15 protein-coding genes and 1 pseudogene are annotated in these 16,981 nt (G+C 57.8%); 11 read left to right on the forward strand and 5 right to left on the reverse strand.

All coding sequences use genetic code 11. The annotated features are described in order from the left end of the window. Positions 1-125: 125 nt before the first annotated feature. Both GS646_RS13385 and GS646_RS13390 read right to left on the reverse strand, forming a co-directional pair. Positions 126-1,283 (reverse strand): acyl-CoA dehydrogenase family protein, encoded by a 1,158-nt coding sequence (locus GS646_RS13385; RefSeq protein WP_171186288.1) that lies wholly within the window; start codon positions 1,281-1,283, stop codon positions 126-128. 140 nt (positions 1,284-1,423) lie between these two features. Beyond that, entirely contained in the window at positions 1,424-1,987 is a 564-nt protein-coding gene (locus tag GS646_RS13390; protein ID WP_171186290.1) for a TetR/AcrR family transcriptional regulator, read from the reverse strand. A 305-nt stretch (positions 1,988-2,292) separates the two neighbouring features. On the opposite strand from GS646_RS13390, the gene GS646_RS13395 reads away from it, so the two are divergent. Further along, the gene (locus tag GS646_RS13395; protein ID WP_171186292.1) at positions 2,293-2,757 is read left to right on the forward strand and encodes a nuclear transport factor 2 family protein; all 465 of its coding nucleotides are present in this window, start codon (positions 2,293-2,295) and stop codon (positions 2,755-2,757) included. Positions 2,758-2,768: 11 nt separating this feature from the next. Then, positions 2,769-3,389, forward strand: coding sequence for a pyridoxamine 5'-phosphate oxidase family protein (locus GS646_RS13400; protein WP_171647822.1), 621 nt, complete (start codon positions 2,769-2,771; stop codon positions 3,387-3,389). Positions 3,390-3,603: 214 nt separating this feature from the next. Here GS646_RS13400 and GS646_RS13405 read toward each other — a convergent pair whose 3' ends face one another. Then, a complete protein-coding gene (locus GS646_RS13405) occupies positions 3,604-4,266 on the reverse strand; it encodes a TetR/AcrR family transcriptional regulator (RefSeq protein ID WP_171647820.1) in 663 nt (220 codons plus the stop codon). Positions 4,267-4,331: 65 nt separating this feature from the next. On the opposite strand from GS646_RS13405, the gene GS646_RS13410 reads away from it, so the two are divergent. From GS646_RS13410 to GS646_RS13445, 8 genes and pseudogenes are all read left to right on the forward strand, one after another. After that, a complete protein-coding gene (locus tag GS646_RS13410) occupies positions 4,332-5,648 on the forward strand; it encodes an NAD(P)/FAD-dependent oxidoreductase (RefSeq protein WP_171647818.1) in 1,317 nt (438 codons plus the stop codon). Continuing rightward, entirely contained in the window at positions 5,645-6,547 is a 903-nt protein-coding gene (locus tag GS646_RS13415) for a bile acid:sodium symporter family protein (RefSeq protein ID WP_171647816.1), read from the forward strand. Before GS646_RS13410 ends, GS646_RS13415 begins: the two co-directional genes overlap by 4 nt. Further along, the gene (locus GS646_RS13420) at positions 6,544-7,476 is read left to right on the forward strand and encodes an SDR family oxidoreductase (RefSeq protein ID WP_171186300.1); all 933 of its coding nucleotides are present in this window, start codon (positions 6,544-6,546) and stop codon (positions 7,474-7,476) included. The genes GS646_RS13415 and GS646_RS13420 overlap by 4 nt, the downstream gene beginning before the upstream one ends. Further along, positions 7,473-8,237, forward strand: coding sequence for an SDR family oxidoreductase (locus tag GS646_RS13425; RefSeq protein ID WP_171186302.1), 765 nt, complete (start codon positions 7,473-7,475; stop codon positions 8,235-8,237). Before GS646_RS13420 ends, GS646_RS13425 begins: the two co-directional genes overlap by 4 nt. A 78-nt stretch (positions 8,238-8,315) precedes the next feature. Further along, a complete protein-coding gene (locus GS646_RS13430; protein ID WP_171647814.1) occupies positions 8,316-10,784 on the forward strand; it encodes a heavy metal translocating P-type ATPase in 2,469 nt (822 codons plus the stop codon). After that, positions 10,781-11,170, forward strand: a complete 390-nt coding sequence (gene cueR / locus GS646_RS13435; RefSeq protein WP_171091548.1) for a Cu(I)-responsive transcriptional regulator — start codon at positions 10,781-10,783, stop codon at positions 11,168-11,170. Before GS646_RS13430 ends, cueR begins: the two co-directional genes overlap by 4 nt. 75 nt (positions 11,171-11,245) lie before the next feature. After that, positions 11,246-12,133 (forward strand): annotated as a pseudogene (locus tag GS646_RS13440) (NAD(P)-dependent oxidoreductase); the annotation flags it as partial. Between the two features lie 108 nt (positions 12,134-12,241). Further along, positions 12,242-15,307, forward strand: coding sequence for an aminotransferase class III-fold pyridoxal phosphate-dependent enzyme (locus tag GS646_RS13445; RefSeq protein WP_171647812.1), 3,066 nt, complete (start codon positions 12,242-12,244; stop codon positions 15,305-15,307). A 50-nt stretch (positions 15,308-15,357) separates the two neighbouring features. Here GS646_RS13445 and GS646_RS13450 read toward each other — a convergent pair whose 3' ends face one another. Then, entirely contained in the window at positions 15,358-15,834 is a 477-nt protein-coding gene (locus tag GS646_RS13450) for a hypothetical protein (RefSeq protein WP_171186309.1), read from the reverse strand. Then, positions 15,831-15,998: a hemin uptake protein HemP gene (gene hemP / locus GS646_RS13455; protein WP_083445319.1), complete on the reverse strand. Its 168-nt coding sequence runs from the start codon at positions 15,996-15,998 to the stop codon at positions 15,831-15,833. Before hemP ends, GS646_RS13450 begins: the two co-directional genes overlap by 4 nt. Before the next feature lie 207 nt (positions 15,999-16,205). Here hemP and gph point away from each other — a divergent pair, with 207 nt between their 5' ends. Next, positions 16,206-16,865 carry a phosphoglycolate phosphatase gene (gph, locus tag GS646_RS13460; RefSeq protein WP_171186311.1) on the forward strand — a complete coding sequence of 220 codons (660 nt, stop codon included), beginning with the start codon at positions 16,206-16,208 and terminating at the stop codon, positions 16,863-16,865. Positions 16,866-16,981 lie beyond the last annotated feature (116 nt).

Raw genomic sequence — 16,981 nt, forward strand, 5'->3', positions numbered from 1 at the left:
ACAACGCTTTGCAAGCGGACTCGTTCAGGCGCAATCGGAACGAAAAAGACCTCTTGATGCATACGCACCGAAGAGGTCTTTTTTTGAGAAATGACGCAAACGGGCGGGACGCCGCCCGGAAACCTTCAAACGTCGATCGAGCGTGCGATCAACTCTTTCATCACTTCATTGGTGCCGCCGTAGATCATCTGTACCCGCGCATCCGCATATAGACGCGCAATCGGGTATTCCATCATGAAGCCATAGCCGCCGAACAGCTGCAGACATTCATGCATGATCTCGTTCTGCACCTCTGAACCCCAATATTTGGCCATCGAAGCGGTGGCGGCGTCCAGCTCGCCGGCTTCCAGCTTGGCAACACAATCGTTGATGAAGCTGCGCAGAACCTCGGCTTTGGTCTTGCATTCCGCCAGCTTGAACCGGGTGTTTTGGAAGTCCATCACCCGCTGTCCAAAGGCTTTACGCTCCTGCACGTATTTGACCGTTTCAGCGATAGCGAAATCAATCGCGCCCAGCGCCATGATCGCGATGTTCAGCCGTTCCCACGGCAGTTGCTTCATAAGCTGGTAAAAGCCCTGCCCTTCTTCGGCCCCAAGCAGGTTCGTCATTGGCACCTTGACGTCTTCAAAGAACAACTCGGCCGTATCGTTGCCCTTCATGCCCAGTTTTTTAAGGTTCCGCCCCCGGCGAAAACCATCGGCCCCTTCGGTTTCGACCACGATCAAAGACACACCACGCGCGCCTTCGGATTTGTCTGTCTTGGCTGCCACAATGATCAGATCGGCGGACTGCCCATTTGTGATGAAGATTTTCGAGCCGTTCAGCCGATACGAGTTTCCGTCTTTCTCGGCCGTCGTCTGAACCGCCTGTACGTCTGACCCGGTGCTGGGTTCCGTCATCGCCAAAGCACCGACCATTTCGCCCGAAGCAAGTTTCGGCAGCCATTTGTGCTTTTGATCTTCGCTGCCGTAGGCGGTGAGGTAATGCGTCACAATCGACTGAATGCCATAGCCCCACCCGGCATCGCCACGCGCGCCCTGTTCGTAGGCGGTGATTGCATCGAACCCCATGCCGCCGCCGACACCACCATACTCTTCGGGGATTGCACCCGCCATCAGCCCGGTTTCACCCGCCTTGCGCCAAAAGCCGCGATCCACCACGCCGTTTTCGACCCAGGTTTCGATATTGGGCGTCAGTTCATCATCCATGAACCGGCCTGCCATATCCGCAAACATGCGGTGTTCGTCGGTGACCCACGCTGCGGTGGAAGTGAAAAGTGGCATCGAACGCTCTCCAGACAATCTTTCCAGTAAGCCTAGCGTTCCGCCTGATTCACGCCAATGCATGTGACGCCGCGTCCTGCCGTCGAACAACGCAACGTCTCATGCCCAAAACTGAAAGAACCATTTTTTCTTGAGCAGGTTCAGGATAATGCCGCATCCAGCAGATTTGCCGCTGCATCCTTGGCGTCTTGCGCCGGATCGCATTGTTGAAGCAGAACGGCCGAGACAATAGCCCCTTCTTGCAACAGTACGATCTGACAGGCCAGTTTATGCGGGTCTGAAGCACCGGCTTGCTCGGCAACCGAAGTGAAATGGTCCAGCAGGAATTGCTTGTGTTCGGCAGCCTGTACATGGATCGGGTGATCCGGGTCCTGGAATTCAGCGCCTGCCTTGATGAACATGCACCCCCGGAACTCATCTTCTTCGAACCATTCTTTCAGCGCATCGAAACTGGCGAGGATTTGCTCGGCTGGCGTTTCCGCCATCTCGTCAATTCGCTTTAGAAACCAATCACGAAAGCTTTCGTCCCGCAAACGCAGAGCCGCAAGGATCAGCTCTTCCTTGGTGCGGAAGTGCTTGTACATCGACGTTTTGGACACACCCGTTTCCACCACCAGCTTGTCCATGCCGGTCGCGTGGAACCCATCGCGATAAAAGACCTTCAGGGCCTTGCTCACCAGTTCGTCCCGTTTGTTTGGGCGCATGATTCGGCTCCATAGTGTACCGTTCTGTACATATTAACCCGAAACGCGAAGTACAATAACACCAAATCAAGTGATTGATTTTAAATTGCTTTATTTGACCAGACAGTCTCAATCTGAAATTTTTTAAAGTTTGCCCTTGCATAAGTTAACAGATCGGTACACTTTGAAGTCGAAAATTAACCGATCTGTACACCAGAGGATTTGACCGATGAAACGTCGCGCCAGCATTTTCCCACCTCAGTACGTTCCGTTCCTTCTGACCATGGCCCTTCTGGCCGCATCACTCACCTGAAAGTCCTTGCCCCATGTCTCGCCCTCCTCTGCCTCCTTTCACGCTTGAAACCGCGACTCAGAAAGTGCGGATGGCAGAAAACGCCTGGAACAGTCGCGACCCCGACCGGGTGACGCCCGCCTACACCGAGGACAGTCAATGGCGAAACCGGGCCGAGTTTTTGACTGGCCATGCCGACATCCACGCCTTCCTGACGCGCAAATGGCGCAAGGAACTGGACTATCGCCTGATCAAGGAACTCTGGGCCTTTGCCGGACATCGCATTGCCGTACGCTATGCCTATGAATGGCGAGACGACAGCGGCCAGTGGTTCCGCTCTTATGGTAACGAGAACTGGGAATATGCCGAAGACGGGCGCATGTCCCACCGCCACGCCTCGCTGAACGATCTTCCGATCAACGAAGATGACCGTCTGTTTCACTGGCCGCAAGGCGAACGCCCCGAAGATCATCCCGGACTGTCAGACTTGGGTCTTTGAAAGGAATTATCATGCCCCGTGCCTTTTCCGAACGCGCCTTCACCCCTGCCGTCCGCGCCCATCAAGAGCGTATGGGGTCGGCAAAAACCTATGCCAAGTTCATCGAAAGTGGGCCACAGCAGGGCCACTTGATCGGCGAGCCCGAGAAAGAGTTCATTCAGGCACGTGACGGGTTCTACCAATCGACGGTGTCTGAAACCGGCTGGCCCTATGTGCAGTATCGCGGTGGTCCTGTTGGGTTTTTGAAAGTACTGGGGCCGCAGACCATCGGCTATGCGGATTTTTCTGGCAACAAGCAGTATATCTCGCGCGGCAATCTGGATGGGAATGATCGGATCGCGATGATCCTGATGGATTACGCCAACCAGCGCCGCCTGAAGATCCTGGGACGTGTCGAATTTACTGAAGGTGAAGCCGCTGCAGCCAGTTTATATCCCAAAGGGGCCGAGGCCCCGGCGGAACGGGCAGCAATCATCCGTATCGAGGCACTGGACTGGAACTGCCCGCGTCACATCACCCCTCGCTTCACCGAAGCCGAGCTGCGCCCCCATCTGAACACTCTTGGACAACAGCTGGCCCAGCTGCAGGCCGAGAATGAGCGGCTGAAGCAGGAATTGGCAAAGTCCAGCTAACGCGTTGGGCGACCCGGGTTTACGAATTACAGGAAAGGATTTTGCGCAATGGTTCGTTCAGTCGTTCAACTCTCGGTCGTGTGTCTTGCAGCGGCGGCCTTGATATTGCTGATCCTGATGTTTGGGTTTTTCGCGTCACCCAGCGCCGTGCGCACATCGCCTTCCGTATTCAGCACAATGCTAGTTGATCACCTGCAGCAGGATTGAAAGGCGATCAGTCTCGACCGGCTTGGACCATTGCTGCAATGCCTGCGGCGCAAAACTCGACCAGCGGCTCTATGTCAGGCTGTTCACCGCCCTGCGACAGCGCCCTGACGCGCCAACCGCTGTTGAGATGCGCCAACATGGCCGAAACCGAATACACCTGACCACTGGCCAGCACCGCCGGATCAACATCAGGATAAAGCGCAGCAATCTCTGCTATAAATTGCTGGGCCGTCGGATCGAAACACTCGGCGGCAATGTCGCTCCACCGTGGATCGACGGACACATGCGCAACCAGTCGGCCATAGGCCATCCAGCCCGGACCACCCGTTTCAGCCAGCTCTACATAGGGACGGATAAAACTGTCCAGAATGCTGCGCAATGTCAGCGGCCCCTCGGCCCTGGCTTTGTTCAGTTTGTCGACTCGTAACTGCGCCAGTTTATCCGCGCGGCGGGCGACGGTACGATAGAAAAGCTCCTCTTTCCCGCCGCCGTGATGGTGTACAAGGCCAATCTGCACACCCGCCAAAGCGGCAATATCGCGGATCGAGGCACCTTCGAATCCCCGTTCGGCAAAGATCAATTCCGCAGCATCCATGATCCGCGCGCGCGTCTCCAAGGACCGCTTGGATGGCGCTCTTTGCCTTGGTTTTACTATGTTTTTTAGACTCATGATTTTCACCTTGCCTTATTTTGGTCGTTCGTTCAAGTTAAGCCTCACGAACTTCGGGAGGGTTCATGACAGAAACGCGCGACGCATTCGCCCTGATCGGGGCGGGACCGATGGGATTGGCCGCGGCCAAGGTGCTGAAAGAACAGGGCATCGCATTTCAAGGGTTCGAGCTGCATTCGGATGTGGGCGGTCTTTGGGACATCGATGCCCCCAGATCAACCATGTATGAGACAGCGCATCTGATCTCGTCCAAGCGCATGACCGAGTTCGAAGACTTCCCGATGGATGAGGCCGTGGCCGAGTACCCTTCTCACCGGGCGATGCGCGACTATTTCCGTGCTTTTGCAGATCATTTCGGGTTGCGTAAGGACTATAGGTTTAACACAGAAGTCACCCAGATCACGCCGCTGGGCAACTCGGGGGATGGTTGGCGTGTCAGTTGGAGGGATGCCGAAGGTGACCATCAGGCCGACTTCGCAGGTGTTATGATAGCAAACGGCACCTTGTCGGAACCGAACATGCCTGAATTTCCCGGAACCTTCGACGGCGAATTGATCCATGCCTCGCACTACAGGTATCCCAGCCAGTTCGAAGGCAAGCGAGTATTGGTTGTGGGTGCAGGCAACTCCGGTTGCGACATTGCGGTGGATGCGATCCACCATGCAAAACGCTGCGACCTGTCGATGCGGCGCGGATACTATTTCGTCCCGAAATATGTCTTTGGCAAACCTGCTGACACGATGGGTGGCAAGATCCGCCTGCCCATGTGGCTAAAGCGAAAGGTCGACAGCCTGATCCTCAGCTGGTTCGTCGGAAATCCCCAAAAATACGGCTTTCCCAAACCCGATTATCAGCTTTACGAAAGCCATCCTGTGGTGAATTCACTGGTCCTGTATCACGCGGGTCATGGCGATTTGCGCATTCGCCCCGATATCGACCGGCTGGAGGGTCACACCGTTCACTTCAAAGACGGTTCCAGCGAAGACTATGACATGATCCTCGCTGCCACCGGATACAAGCTGCACTATCCGTTTGTCAACAAGGACCTGCTGAACTGGCAGGGCGATGCACCGCATCTGTACCTGAACACCATACACCCCGAACGCGACGATCTGTTTGTGCTGGGCATGGTCGAGGCCACGGGTCTTGGCTGGCAGGGGAGACACGAACAGGCCGAGATGGTGGCGCGCTATATCAAGGGTCTTCAAAGCGGTTGCCCGGCGGCGGCCGATCTGAAAACCGAAAAACAAAAAGACTACAGGCGCGCCACCGGAGGCATGAACTATATCGACCTGCCCCGCATGGCTTACTACGTTGACAAGGCCACCTATAGAAAAGCCGTCACTGGCTGGATCGACCGGCTGCGGAAAGCCGCCGCATGAGTGGTATCGACGAAGTCACGCTGAATTTCAGCCCGGCGTCGCTGACGTTGCTGAACTCTATTCTGGCCATTGTGATGTTCTCGATCGCGATCGACCTGACGCCTCGGGATTTTGATCGCCTGAGACGCGCGCCAAAACCTGTGATTGTCGGGCTGGTATCTCAGTTTGTGGTCCTGCCCGCACTGACCTTTGCGCTGGTCTGGGTCACAGAGCCGCGTGCGTCCATAGCGTTAGGGCTGATCCTTGTGGCAGCTTGTCCGGGCGGCAACATCTCGAACTTCATAACACATCGCGCGGGCGGCAATGCAGCGCTGTCTGTGTCGATGACAGCGTTTGCCACTATTGGCGCAATCTTCATGACGCCTTTCAACATCGCGCTTTGGGGCGGGCTGTATCCACCGACCCGTGCGATCCTGCAGCAAACCCAGATCGATCCGGTGCAAATCGCCATTCTCGTCGGCTTTATGCTGATCCTGCCCCTTGTTCTGGGCATCACACTGAATCAGCGTCGTCCCGCCCTGACCGCACGTTTACGCGCACCGCTGCAATACTTGTCGATGGGTATCTTCGCGGCTTTCATCTTGCTTGCCTTGGCCGCCAACTGGGGATTCTTCCTCAGCTTTGCCGGGGCTGTCGCCGGGCTTGTGATCCTTCACAACGCCCTGGCACTGGGGGGCGGTTGGGTCGTGGCCACTCTGACCCGGCTGTCCCCCTTTGATCGTCGCGCAATCACCATAGAGACCGGCATTCAGAATTCAGGGCTTGGACTGGTCTTGATCTTCGCCTTTTTCCACGGGCTGGGCGGCATGGCCGTTGTGGCCGCGTTCTGGGGCATCTGGCACGCGATATCGGGCATTGCGCTTGCGTCGATCATGGCCCGAACCGAGGCCGCGCGATGACCCGTATTCTGATCACAGGCGCCGCCGGCATGGTCGGGCAAGCACTATTGCCGGAACTTGAAGGGCATGAGGTCTTTGCCACCGACCTCAAGCGCCCGGAGTCTTTGCCTGAATGTATCGCCTTCCTGCCCATGGACGTGACAAGCGATGCCCCTGCCCGCGTGATCACCAAGGTGAAGCCGGATGTCATCGTGCATATGGCCTCAATCGTGACGCCACCGCCCAAGACTGGACGCCGCGCAGCATACGCTGTTGACGTCGAAGGAACGCGCAAGGTGGTGAATGCAGCGATTGCCAACGGCGTACGCAGACTGGTGGTCACATCATCCGGGGCTGCGTATGGGTATCATGCGGACAACCGCATTCCGCTGCGCGAGCGTGACCCGCTGCGGGGCAATCCGGAATTCCCTTATTCCGACCACAAGAGACAGGTCGAGGAATTGTTGGCGGAAGCCCGCAATACTGCCCCTGATCTTGAACAAGTGGTCCTGCGCGTGGGGACGGTGTTGGGGGCTGGCACTGAAAACCAGATCACCGCCCTGTTTCACAAGCCCCGCCTGCTGGCCGTAACCGGCAGTGAAAGTCCTTTTGTCTTTATCTGGACACACGATCTGGCCCGCATCCTGCGGCGCGCAGCGACAGACGGGCCACCCGGTATCTTCAATGTCGCCGGGGACGGAGCGATGGGTGTCACCGATCTGGCCGATGCCATGGGGAAATCGGTTCTGCGTCTTCCCGCTTGGGCGCTGAGGGCGGCTTTAGCCGTGGCACGCCCGCTTGGCTTGTCTCGCTATGGGCCGGAACAGGTGCGGTTTCTGCAATATCGACCGGTTTTGGACAATTCCGCGCTAAAATCAGAATTCGGCTATACGCCCGAAAAAACCAGCGCCGAGGTGTTCGCGTTCTGGCGAAAGCAGGCCGGGCTATGAAGACAGCTGTCATATCAGGTGGGGCGGGCGGTTTGGGGCGGGCCTTGAGCCAAGCCCTCCAAGCCCGCTGTTGGCGGGTCGTGTTGCTGGACCTTGACGTCTCAGGCTTGGACACCCGGCCAAACCAGTTGCCAATTGGTTGCGATCTGACAGACCCCGAACAGCTTGCTGACGCAACCCAAAGGGTGATCGAATCCAGCGAGAGTATCGATCTGGTCATCTACAACGCCGGGGTCACGCAAATTCGGGGGTTTGATCAGTCCGACGCCGCCAGCCACCGAATGGTGTTCGACATTAACTACTTTGCGGCCGTTGAAATGGCCCGCGCGTTTCTGCAAGCGGTTCGGGTATCACAGGGAACGCATCTTGCGATTTCGTCCGTGGCAGGGTTTGCGCCGCTCTATCACCGAACGGCCTATGCGGCCTCGAAACACGCGCTTGAGGGTTTTTTCAAATCGCTCCGTTCCGAAGAAGCACCTCATGGCGTTCAGGTTCAGATCGCCGCGCCGTCCTTCGTGGCCACCAACCCGGGCAACGCACAAGAGCAGGCCGATGGAACGGCAAGACCCGGATCGGCAAAGGACGGTATGGACGAGATGAGCCCTGAGGCCGCCGCCAAAGCAATCCTGCGAGGATTGGACAAATCGCAGCCGATGATTCCGGTTGGACGTGTGGCGCGTTTGTCTTGGTGGCTGAACAGCCTCTCACCGCGCCTGTATCAACGCATGATGGAGCTCAACATACGCGGGCCAGCAGAATAGATTTTTGCCATGACCCCTTGACCTTCCCGTGACTGGAACCCTCATTTGGAGGGCAAGGCAAGCTGCGGAACGAGTCGCATGGCACATAAAACACTCACAGAGCTAAAAATCACCGGCATGGGCTGCGCGTCCTGTGTGGGCCGTGTCGAAGCCGCCCTGCGCGATGTGCCAGGTGTCGATGCGGCCTCAGTCAACTTTGCAACCAAATCAGCGCAAGTGGCGTTTGACGGGCCGGTTACGGCTCTGACTGCGGCGCTGGACGCAGCAGGGTATCCTGCTGAAACCAAATGCGTTGATCTGAATGTCGACGGGATGAATTGCGCCTCGTGCGTGGCCAAGATCGAACGCGCGCTGGCAGCCAACCCGGGTGTGATCGACGCGCAGGTCAATCTCGCAACTCAAACCGCCACAGTGACATACGCGGCGGGGACAACCACGCCAGAGCAGTTGGCACAGGTCATCACCGGAATCGGATACCCCGCGCGCCTTCAAAACGCCCATGAACCTGAAAGCCGCGAAGATGACGAAATTCGCAGTTTGGTCCGCACCACGATGCTTGCCGCCGTCCTCGCGCTGCCCGTGTTTATTCTTGAGATGGGTGGGCACATGATCCCCGCATTCCATCACTGGGTACACGCCACCATCGGTGCGCAGACCAGTCAGCTTATCCAGTTTGCTCTGACCTCGGCCCTGTTGATCGGTCCGGGACGGGTGTTTTACCGCAAGGGCATCCCATCCCTGTTACGCGGCACGCCAGACATGAATGCGCTGGTCGCGCTTGGGACCGGGGCGGCCTATCTCTATTCCGTGGTGGCCACATTCGCCCCGGGTGTGCTGCCGCAAGGCACCGCGAATGTCTATTTCGAAGCCGCAGCAGTCATCGTTGTATTGATCCTTCTGGGCCGACTCATGGAGGCGCGCGCCAAAGGCAGAACCGGCGCCGCAATCCGGAAGCTGGTAGGCTTGCAGCCCAAGACCGCAAGGGTCGAAGTGGATGGCCGAACAGAGGACCGTCCTATTGCTGAAATAGTTGTGGGAGACATTTTGCGCGTTCGTCCAGGCGAACGGATGCCAGTGGACGCCGAAGTGCTTGAGGGCACATCTTACGTCGACGAAAGCATGATCACTGGCGAGCCTGTGCCGGTCGGAAAATCGCAAGGGGCCTCTGTTGTTGGCGGCACGGTGAACGGGACCGGCGCCTTGCGGGTACGCGCCGCGCGCGTTGGGGACGACACGGTCCTGGCTCAGGTTATCCGCATGGTGCAGCAAGCACAGGGGGCCAAATTGCCCATTCAAGGGCTGGTCGACCAGATCACCTATCGTTTTGTCCCTGCTGTCATTCTCGTCGCTGTGGTCACCGTCATACTCTGGTTGGTTTTCGGTCCCAGCCCCGCTCTACCGCTGGCGCTTGTGGCAGGTGTTTCGGTCCTGATCATTGCTTGCCCTTGTGCGATGGGACTGGCGACGCCCACTTCTATCATGGTGGGCACGGGGCGTGCAGCAGAACTGGGGGTATTGTTCCGCAAAGGCGATGCATTGCAGCAGCTTCAACAAGCACGCATTGTCGCGCTGGATAAAACCGGAACTCTGACACTCGGACGTCCCGAGTTGGAAAGCGTGATGACGACGAACGGGTTTGACCGGGATGAGGTTGTGCGGCTCGCTGCGTCCCTAGAAGCACAGTCGGAGCATCCAATTGCATCAGCTATCACTCGGGCCGGCCCTTCTGCTCTGCCCGAGGCGTCGAATGTCCAATCAATCACCGGACTGGGTGTACAGGGCCTCGTTGAAGGTCGAGAAGTGTTGGTCGGGTCTTACAGCCTGATGGAAAACCGGGGGATTGATCTTGGCCGTTTGGCGGACGAGGCCGAAGAGCGCGCCTCTGAAGGGGCAACGCCGCTATTCGTTGCTCTTGATGGGCAGGCCGCTGCGACGATTTCTGTGTCCGACCCGATCAAGACCGGCACCGAAGAAGCGCTGCAGAGGTTGCACCAGATGGGGCTAACTGTGGCCATGATCACCGGAGACAACGCGCGGACGGCACAGGCGCTGGCTGATCGGTTGGGGATCGATCACGTCACTGCCGAGGTGTTGCCGGACGGCAAGGTAGATGCGATCAAGGCTTTGCGGGATAATTTCGGAACGCTGGCTTTTGTTGGCGACGGGATCAACGATGCCCCGGCGCTTGCATCTGCGGATATCGGCATCGCCATTGGGACAGGTACGGATGTGGCCATTGAAACGGCCGACGTGGTTCTGATGTCGGGCGATCTGCGCGGCGTTGCAAACGCGACCGAGATCAGCCGTCGCACAATGCGAAACATTCGCCAGAACCTCGGATGGGCGTTTGGTTACAATGTCCTGCTGATCCCGGTGGCGGCTGGCGCGCTGTATCCGTTTGGCGGTCATCTGTTGTCGCCTGCTTTGGCAGCTGGTGCGATGGCGCTGTCCAGCGTTTTTGTGGTCTCGAATGCTCTGCGTCTGCGTCGCGTCCGCGCCAGCGTGCCGGAAACCTCGACCTTGGAAACCAACGAGGTGCACGCATGAATATTGGAGATGTCTCTGCCCGCACTGGCCTGCCCGCCAAGACGATCCGGTATTATGAGGACATCGACCTGATAAAGCCTCTGCGCGACGACAACGGGTATCGCCGGTTTCGCGATCAGGACGTGCATAAACTGAACTTTCTGGGCCGCGCCCGCGCGCTTGGGTTTACCATCGAGGATTGCAGGACTCTGTTGGCGCTGTACGAGGATGAAACCCGCGCCAGCGCTGATGTAAAACAGGTTGCGCGGGATCATCTGGCGCAGATCGAGGCCAAGATCGCGGACCTGAACGCCATGCGCGACACGCTGAGTCATTTGGTTGACGCCTGCGCCGGGGATGACCGGCCTGATTGTCCCATATTACAGGATCTGGGTGGGAAAGGCTGACTTGGGGTTGCCCTTTGGGCGCAGCTTTGCTTTGTCTTCGTCGAAGATTTCGGCCCCAGACAACGGTCGAACAGCCGAGAGGATCACAAAATGGCAAAAGTCGCGTTCCTTGGCCTTGGTGTCATGGGCTATCCCATGGCCGGATTTCTGAAGGCCGCAGGTCATGACGTCACCGTCTACAACCGCACCACCGCCAAGGCTGAAGCCTGGGTGGCTCAGCATGGCGGTGCCATGGCAATTACTCCGAGAGATGCCGTCAAAGATGCAGAGTTTGTCATGGCCTGTGTCGGCAACGATGACGATCTGCGCATGGTCTGCACAGGCGAGAACGGCGCGTTTCATGGCATGTCGGATGGGGCCATCTTTGTTGATCACACAACGGTTTCCAAAGTTGTCACATTAGAGCTTTATGCGGCAGCAGCAGCGCAAGGGTGTGCCTTTGTCGACGCCCCGATCTCGGGTGGTCAGGCCGGGGCGGAAAACGGGGTCCTGTCGATCATGTGTGGCGGCGATCAGGATGCCTATGATGCAGCGGAACCCCTGATGCAGGTTTACTCAAAGATCTGCCGCCGTATCGGAGAGAGCGGCACGGGCCAGATGACCAAGATGTGCAATCAAATTGCCATCGCCGGTGTCGTACAGGGCCTCAGCGAAGCGCTGCATTTTGCGGAAAAGGCCGGCTTGGACGGGCGCTCTGTGGTCGAGGTGATCAGTCAGGGCGCGGCTGGAAGCTGGCAGATGGTGAACCGGCACGAGGCGATGCTGGACGATCACTTCGATTACGGCTTTGCTGTGGACTGGATGCGCAAGGATTTGGGGATTTGTCTGGATGAGGCCAATTCCAACGGGGCTTCTTTGCCTCTGACGGCTTTGGTCGACCAGTTTTATAAGGATGTGCAGAAACTTGGCGGCGGGCGCTGGGATACGTCGTCGCTGTTCAAACGCCTGCGCGCTTTGGATTGAGGGATCAGGGGGCTGTCTGCCCCCTCTTGGCCCGGTGGGCCAATTCACCCCCGAAGGTATTTTTAGCCAGATGAAAAGGATCCCGCGCGTGACGGGACGGAGAACGACATGAGCGAATTAGTGAAGTTCTGGGCGGATGCGCTGCGTCAGCATTGGGGGTTGGACGCACGGTTGACTCGGCTGGACGGTGAATGTGACCTGAACTTTCTGGTGCAGGCCACCAATGGGCAGGATTATGTGCTGAAGGTTATGCGTGCGGGCTGTGAGGCGGATCTGGTGGATCTGCAGATACAGGCGCTGGCTCATATTGCGTCGGAAGCACCGGGTTTGCCTTTTCCCAAGGTGTTTCCCGATTTGAATGGCGCTCTTTTGCCCGAGATTGCCGATTCTGAGGCCCAGCCGAGGCTGGCCTGGTTGCTGGAATGCCTGCCGGGACAATGCTATGCGAAGGCGGCACCAAAATCCGAAGAACTGATCCTGAAACTGGGGCGCGTGTTGGGGGCAACTGACCGGGCCCTGGAAAGGTTCCAGCATGAGGGGTTGCATCGGGCCGGATTCAAATGGGACCTGATGCAGGCGGATTGGATTGCGGAAAAGCTGGGCGCGATTTCAGATCCTTCGCGGCGAGCCTTGCTAAAGGAAATCTGCGACGGGTTTGCCGCGATTTCCGGCACCCTTGCGGATCTGCCCAAGCAGGCCATTCACAATGATGCCAATGACTATAACATTCTGGTCGAAGGGGAGTTGAGCGAACGGCGGCGGATCTCGGGGCTGATTGATCTGGGTGACATGTGCGCGGCGCCGCGAGTCTGCGATCTGGCGATTGCCGGGGCCTATATCGTGTTGGACCATCCCAAGCCGGAACGGGCGTTGGCTGCGTTGGTGAAAGGGTATCACGCGGCCAACCGGCTGCGCGAGGATGAGGTGGATTTGATCTGGCCGTTGTTGCGGATGCGGCTTGCCGTGTCTGTTGTCAACTCGACCCTGATGGCCGCCGAGACCCCGGATGATCCTTATGTGACAGTCTCTCAAGCGCCTGCATGGCGGTTTCTTGAGAACACCTCGGTCAATGGTGGCCTCATGTCGGCGCGTTTGCGGGCGGCTTGTGGATTGCCGGTGGTCGATGGGGCCGAACGGGTCCATGCCTATCTACAGGAGCATCGCGGTCAGTTCGCACAGATGTTCGATCAGGATCTGAGCGATGTGCCCATGGGCTCACTGTCGGTTGAAAACTGTGTCTGGCCGCAGAACCCGTTCCAAATGCCTTTGTCCGAGGCCGCGCGGGTTGGCGAAGAATATGGGCAAGATCTGTGGCTGGGCTATTACAACGAGCCCCGCCTGATCTATGCCGAACCGGGGTTCCGCAAGGGCCCGTGGAAAGCCTCGGACCGGCGGACGGTGCATTTGGCCGTGGATGTGTTTGCGCCTGCGGGCACGGTGCTGCATGCGCCGATGAGCGGACGAGTGGAAGTGGTTGAGAACCGCAACAGCCACCTCGACTATGGCGGGGTGATCATCCTGCATCACGAAACGCCCGAAGGTGATCCGTTCTACACGCTCTATGGTCATCTGGATCCAGAATGCTGTGACCGGCTGAAACCCGGCGATCCGGTGGCGCAGGGGGCAGCGTTTGCCCGACTGGGCGATGCCAGCCAGAATGGCGGATGGGCCCCTCATGTGCATTTCCAGTTGGCCCTGACAACAGTTGGCATGGAGGCGGACTGGCCCGGTGTTGGCGATCCTGACGAGATGGAGCTGTGGCATGCGGTCTGTCCGAACCCCGCCGCCTTGCTGAACCTGCCGGATGACAAAGTGTTTTACCAACCCACAGACAAGCAGGTGATCCAGCAAGGGCGACGCGATCATTTTGGTGGTAACCTGTCTCTGACCTATGACGATCCGGTCATGCTGGTACGTGGGTGGAAACACCACCTGTTCGACGAATGGGGCCGCCCTTATCTGGACGCCTATAACAACGTCCCGCATGTTGGTCATGCGCATCCGCGTATTCAGGCCGTGGCAGCGGACCAGCTGAGGCGGATGAATTCGAACACCCGCTATCTGCATCCAGCCCAGACCGCTTTTGCCGACAAAATCCTGTCAAAGCTGCCGGATCATTTCGAGGTCTGCTTTTTCGTCAATTCCGGAACCGAGGCCAATGAGCTCGCTCTGCGGCTGGCCCGTGCCCATACCGGAGCGAAAGGGATAGTGACACCGGATCATGGCTATCACGGGAATACAAACGCGGCCGTGGCGATCTCGGCTTACAAGTTCAACAAACCGGGTGGCGTCGGCAAAGCCGACTGGGTTGAACTGGTTGAGGTTGCGGATGACTACCGTGGTTCGTTCAAGCGCGACGATGCGGATCGGGCCCAGAAATTTGCCGATCTTGTAGATCCGGCAATCACGGCCTTGAACGAGCGCGGGCAAGGCGTCGCCGGGTTCATCGCCGAGACCTTCCCCTCGGTCGGAGGACAGATCATTCCACCCAAGGGCTATCTGCCTGCGGTTTATGAAAAAATCCGCGCCGCAGGTGGTGTCTGCATCGCCGATGAGGTGCAGACAGGTCTTGGTCGTCTGGGCGAGTACTACTTTGGTTTTGAACACCAGGGCGCGCTACCTGACATTGTTGTCATGGGCAAGCCGATCGGCAACGGGCACCCTCTGGGCGTGCTGGTAACGACCAAAGAAATCGCAGAAAGCTTCAACAACGGGATCGAGTTCTTTTCCACCTTCGGCGGCTCGACCCTGTCCTGCAGGATCGGCAAAGAGGTGCTGGACATCGTCGACGACGAAGCTCTGCAAGACAATGCCCACCTGATGGGAGACCGTCTGATGACCGGGTTGCGTCAGATCGAAAACGACTTTGGCTGTGTTGGCGACGTGCGGGGCTTGGGGCTGTTCCTTGGTGTGGAACTGATTAACCCTGACGGGTCAGAAGCAACCGAGATTTGCAGCTATGTCAAAAACCGGATGCGCGACCATCGTATTCTGATCGGTAGCGAAGGACCAAAGGACAACATCCTGAAGATCCGCCCGCCGCTGACCATTGAGGCCGAAGATGTGGACATGATCCTTTGGGCGTTGCGAGACGTGCTGTCAGAGGTGGGCGATTACACCCCTGCTTCGGTTTGCGATCACGATCATCATCATGCCGGATGTGGGTGCTGCTGAACAAAATAACCCCGGCGCAATGCCGGGGTTAAGCCGTCCTGAACCGGGGATCAGTGGAGAACGGCCGAGGGGGTATGGTGTCCCGTTGTCGGGATCCGGAACCCAGCCGTCATACGCCTGAGAGCCAGACCCAACTCTTCGGATAACGCGGCCAGTGCGGGCGCAAAATCCGGCCGCACAATTAATGACGCCATCATCATTGCGTCTTCACGCGCCCCTTCAGAGGCGGCTGAAATCATCTGAGCGAAACAGTTTTCGTCCGCGCCAAGACACGCACATCCCAACCCATGCCGGATCAAGGGACGACGACCGTAATTTGCGCAAAGTGAACACAGGCGATCCAGTGTTAGCATCGCGGCCTGCCCGCTCTCTGCCCCCAAAGCGATCTGAAAGTCACTGGCAGCATCGGCCCTTGCACCTTCACCCGCGCTCCACATGCGCAGATACATGACCGCCCCCGCCTCAACGAGGTCCAAGTCAGCAAGGCGACCTACCGCAGCGCCGCCGCGCGTTTTGCCAGCGCTCATTTCGTCAGGATCAGTTTGCCCGCGCGGGTAATGCGCAGGGTGTAGAGTTGGTCGCCTAATTCGATATGTGCCAGGTTGCCGCCTTTTGTCAGGTCTTCGGCCTTGTGCGCGGGAAGCATCGAGACAGCGTAACCTTGGGTTGGGGTCGGGTTCTGAACGTTCATCGGGACATCTCCAGAGCGTGTCGGCTTAGTGCCAATTCAGTTGCGTTTCATGTGATCTGGCTGACCCCGAATGGGCTGGCTTTCTGTTCCTGCGGCTTAATCTGATTATTTTAGTAAGGATTGTCAAGTGTCGTTTCACCACAAGTGATTGCGCCCGGAAAAAGGGCGGGTTACCTCTGTGGGCAGAGGGGAAAAGGCAGGAAAAACATGACCGCAACTGTTGTATTTGATCTGGATGGAACGCTGGTGGACAGCCTGGGTGATTTGGCTGCGGCGACAAACCGAATGCTGGATGACACCGGGCAGGATCCCCTGTCCTTCGAGATCATCAAGGGATTCGTTGGAAATGGTCTGCCCAAACTGGTCGAACGCGTGATCCGCCACTGCGGTCTGTCGATGGATCGTCACGCGGAATTGGCGCAATTGACTCTCAAGCACTATAACGCCGCCGCCAGTGAAACGACCGTTCCCTATCCCGGAGTTCCCGCCGCGTTGGAACGTTTGCAACAGATGGGCTGCGTTCTGGGCGTGTGCACCAACAAGCCCGAAGCCCCGGCGCGGCATGTGCTGGAGGCGTTGAACCTGTCGCAATTCTTCGACGTCGTGCTTGGTGGCGACAGTCTGCAGACACGGAAACCAGACCCCCAACATCTGTTTGCAAGCTTCGACGCCCTTAACGGCTCAGGTCCACGTATTTTTGTAGGAGACAGCGAGGTTGACGCTGAAACCGCTGTCAGGGCAAAAGTCCCGTTTCTTCTGTTCACGGAAGGATATCGAAAATCCCCCGTACAGGACATTCCGCATGATATTGCTTATGAGGCTGCTACCGACTTGCCCGCTCATGTGACAACACTGGCCACCAACTGAGCGCATTCGTTTTTCGAAAACGGCCGGCGTCTTCACGTCTCCAAAAAGTTAAGAGGGGCCGGCCGAGGGGGTGTGACCAGCCCCTCATCGGGGAAAGTAATTACCGTGTGTTTGTG

This window comes from Ruegeria sp. HKCCD4315, assembly GCF_013112245.1.
In the GTDB taxonomy this organism is placed as follows: domain Bacteria; phylum Pseudomonadota; class Alphaproteobacteria; order Rhodobacterales; family Rhodobacteraceae; genus Ruegeria.

Coding starts and splice junctions, on each gene's coding strand:
- GS646_RS13385 (WP_171186288.1), bottom strand. CDS start 1,283: ATGCCACTTTTCACTTCCACCGCAGCGTGGGTCACCGACGAACACCGC.
- GS646_RS13390 (WP_171186290.1), bottom strand. CDS start 1,987: ATGCGCCCAAACAAACGGGACGAACTGGTGAGCAAGGCCCTGAAGGTC.
- GS646_RS13395 (WP_171186292.1), top strand. CDS start 2,293: ATGTCTCGCCCTCCTCTGCCTCCTTTCACGCTTGAAACCGCGACTCAG.
- GS646_RS13400 (WP_171647822.1), top strand. CDS start 2,769: ATGCCCCGTGCCTTTTCCGAACGCGCCTTCACCCCTGCCGTCCGCGCC.
- GS646_RS13405 (WP_171647820.1), bottom strand. CDS start 4,266: ATGAGTCTAAAAAACATAGTAAAACCAAGGCAAAGAGCGCCATCCAAG.
- GS646_RS13410 (WP_171647818.1), top strand. CDS start 4,332: ATGACAGAAACGCGCGACGCATTCGCCCTGATCGGGGCGGGACCGATG.
- GS646_RS13415 (WP_171647816.1), top strand. CDS start 5,645: ATGAGTGGTATCGACGAAGTCACGCTGAATTTCAGCCCGGCGTCGCTG.
- GS646_RS13420 (WP_171186300.1), top strand. CDS start 6,544: ATGACCCGTATTCTGATCACAGGCGCCGCCGGCATGGTCGGGCAAGCA.
- GS646_RS13425 (WP_171186302.1), top strand. CDS start 7,473: ATGAAGACAGCTGTCATATCAGGTGGGGCGGGCGGTTTGGGGCGGGCC.
- GS646_RS13430 (WP_171647814.1), top strand. CDS start 8,316: ATGGCACATAAAACACTCACAGAGCTAAAAATCACCGGCATGGGCTGC.
- cueR (WP_171091548.1), top strand. CDS start 10,781: ATGAATATTGGAGATGTCTCTGCCCGCACTGGCCTGCCCGCCAAGACG.
- GS646_RS13445 (WP_171647812.1), top strand. CDS start 12,242: ATGAGCGAATTAGTGAAGTTCTGGGCGGATGCGCTGCGTCAGCATTGG.
- GS646_RS13450 (WP_171186309.1), bottom strand. CDS start 15,834: ATGAGCGCTGGCAAAACGCGCGGCGGCGCTGCGGTAGGTCGCCTTGCT.
- hemP (WP_083445319.1), bottom strand. CDS start 15,998: ATGAACGTTCAGAACCCGACCCCAACCCAAGGTTACGCTGTCTCGATG.
- gph (WP_171186311.1), top strand. CDS start 16,206: ATGACCGCAACTGTTGTATTTGATCTGGATGGAACGCTGGTGGACAGC.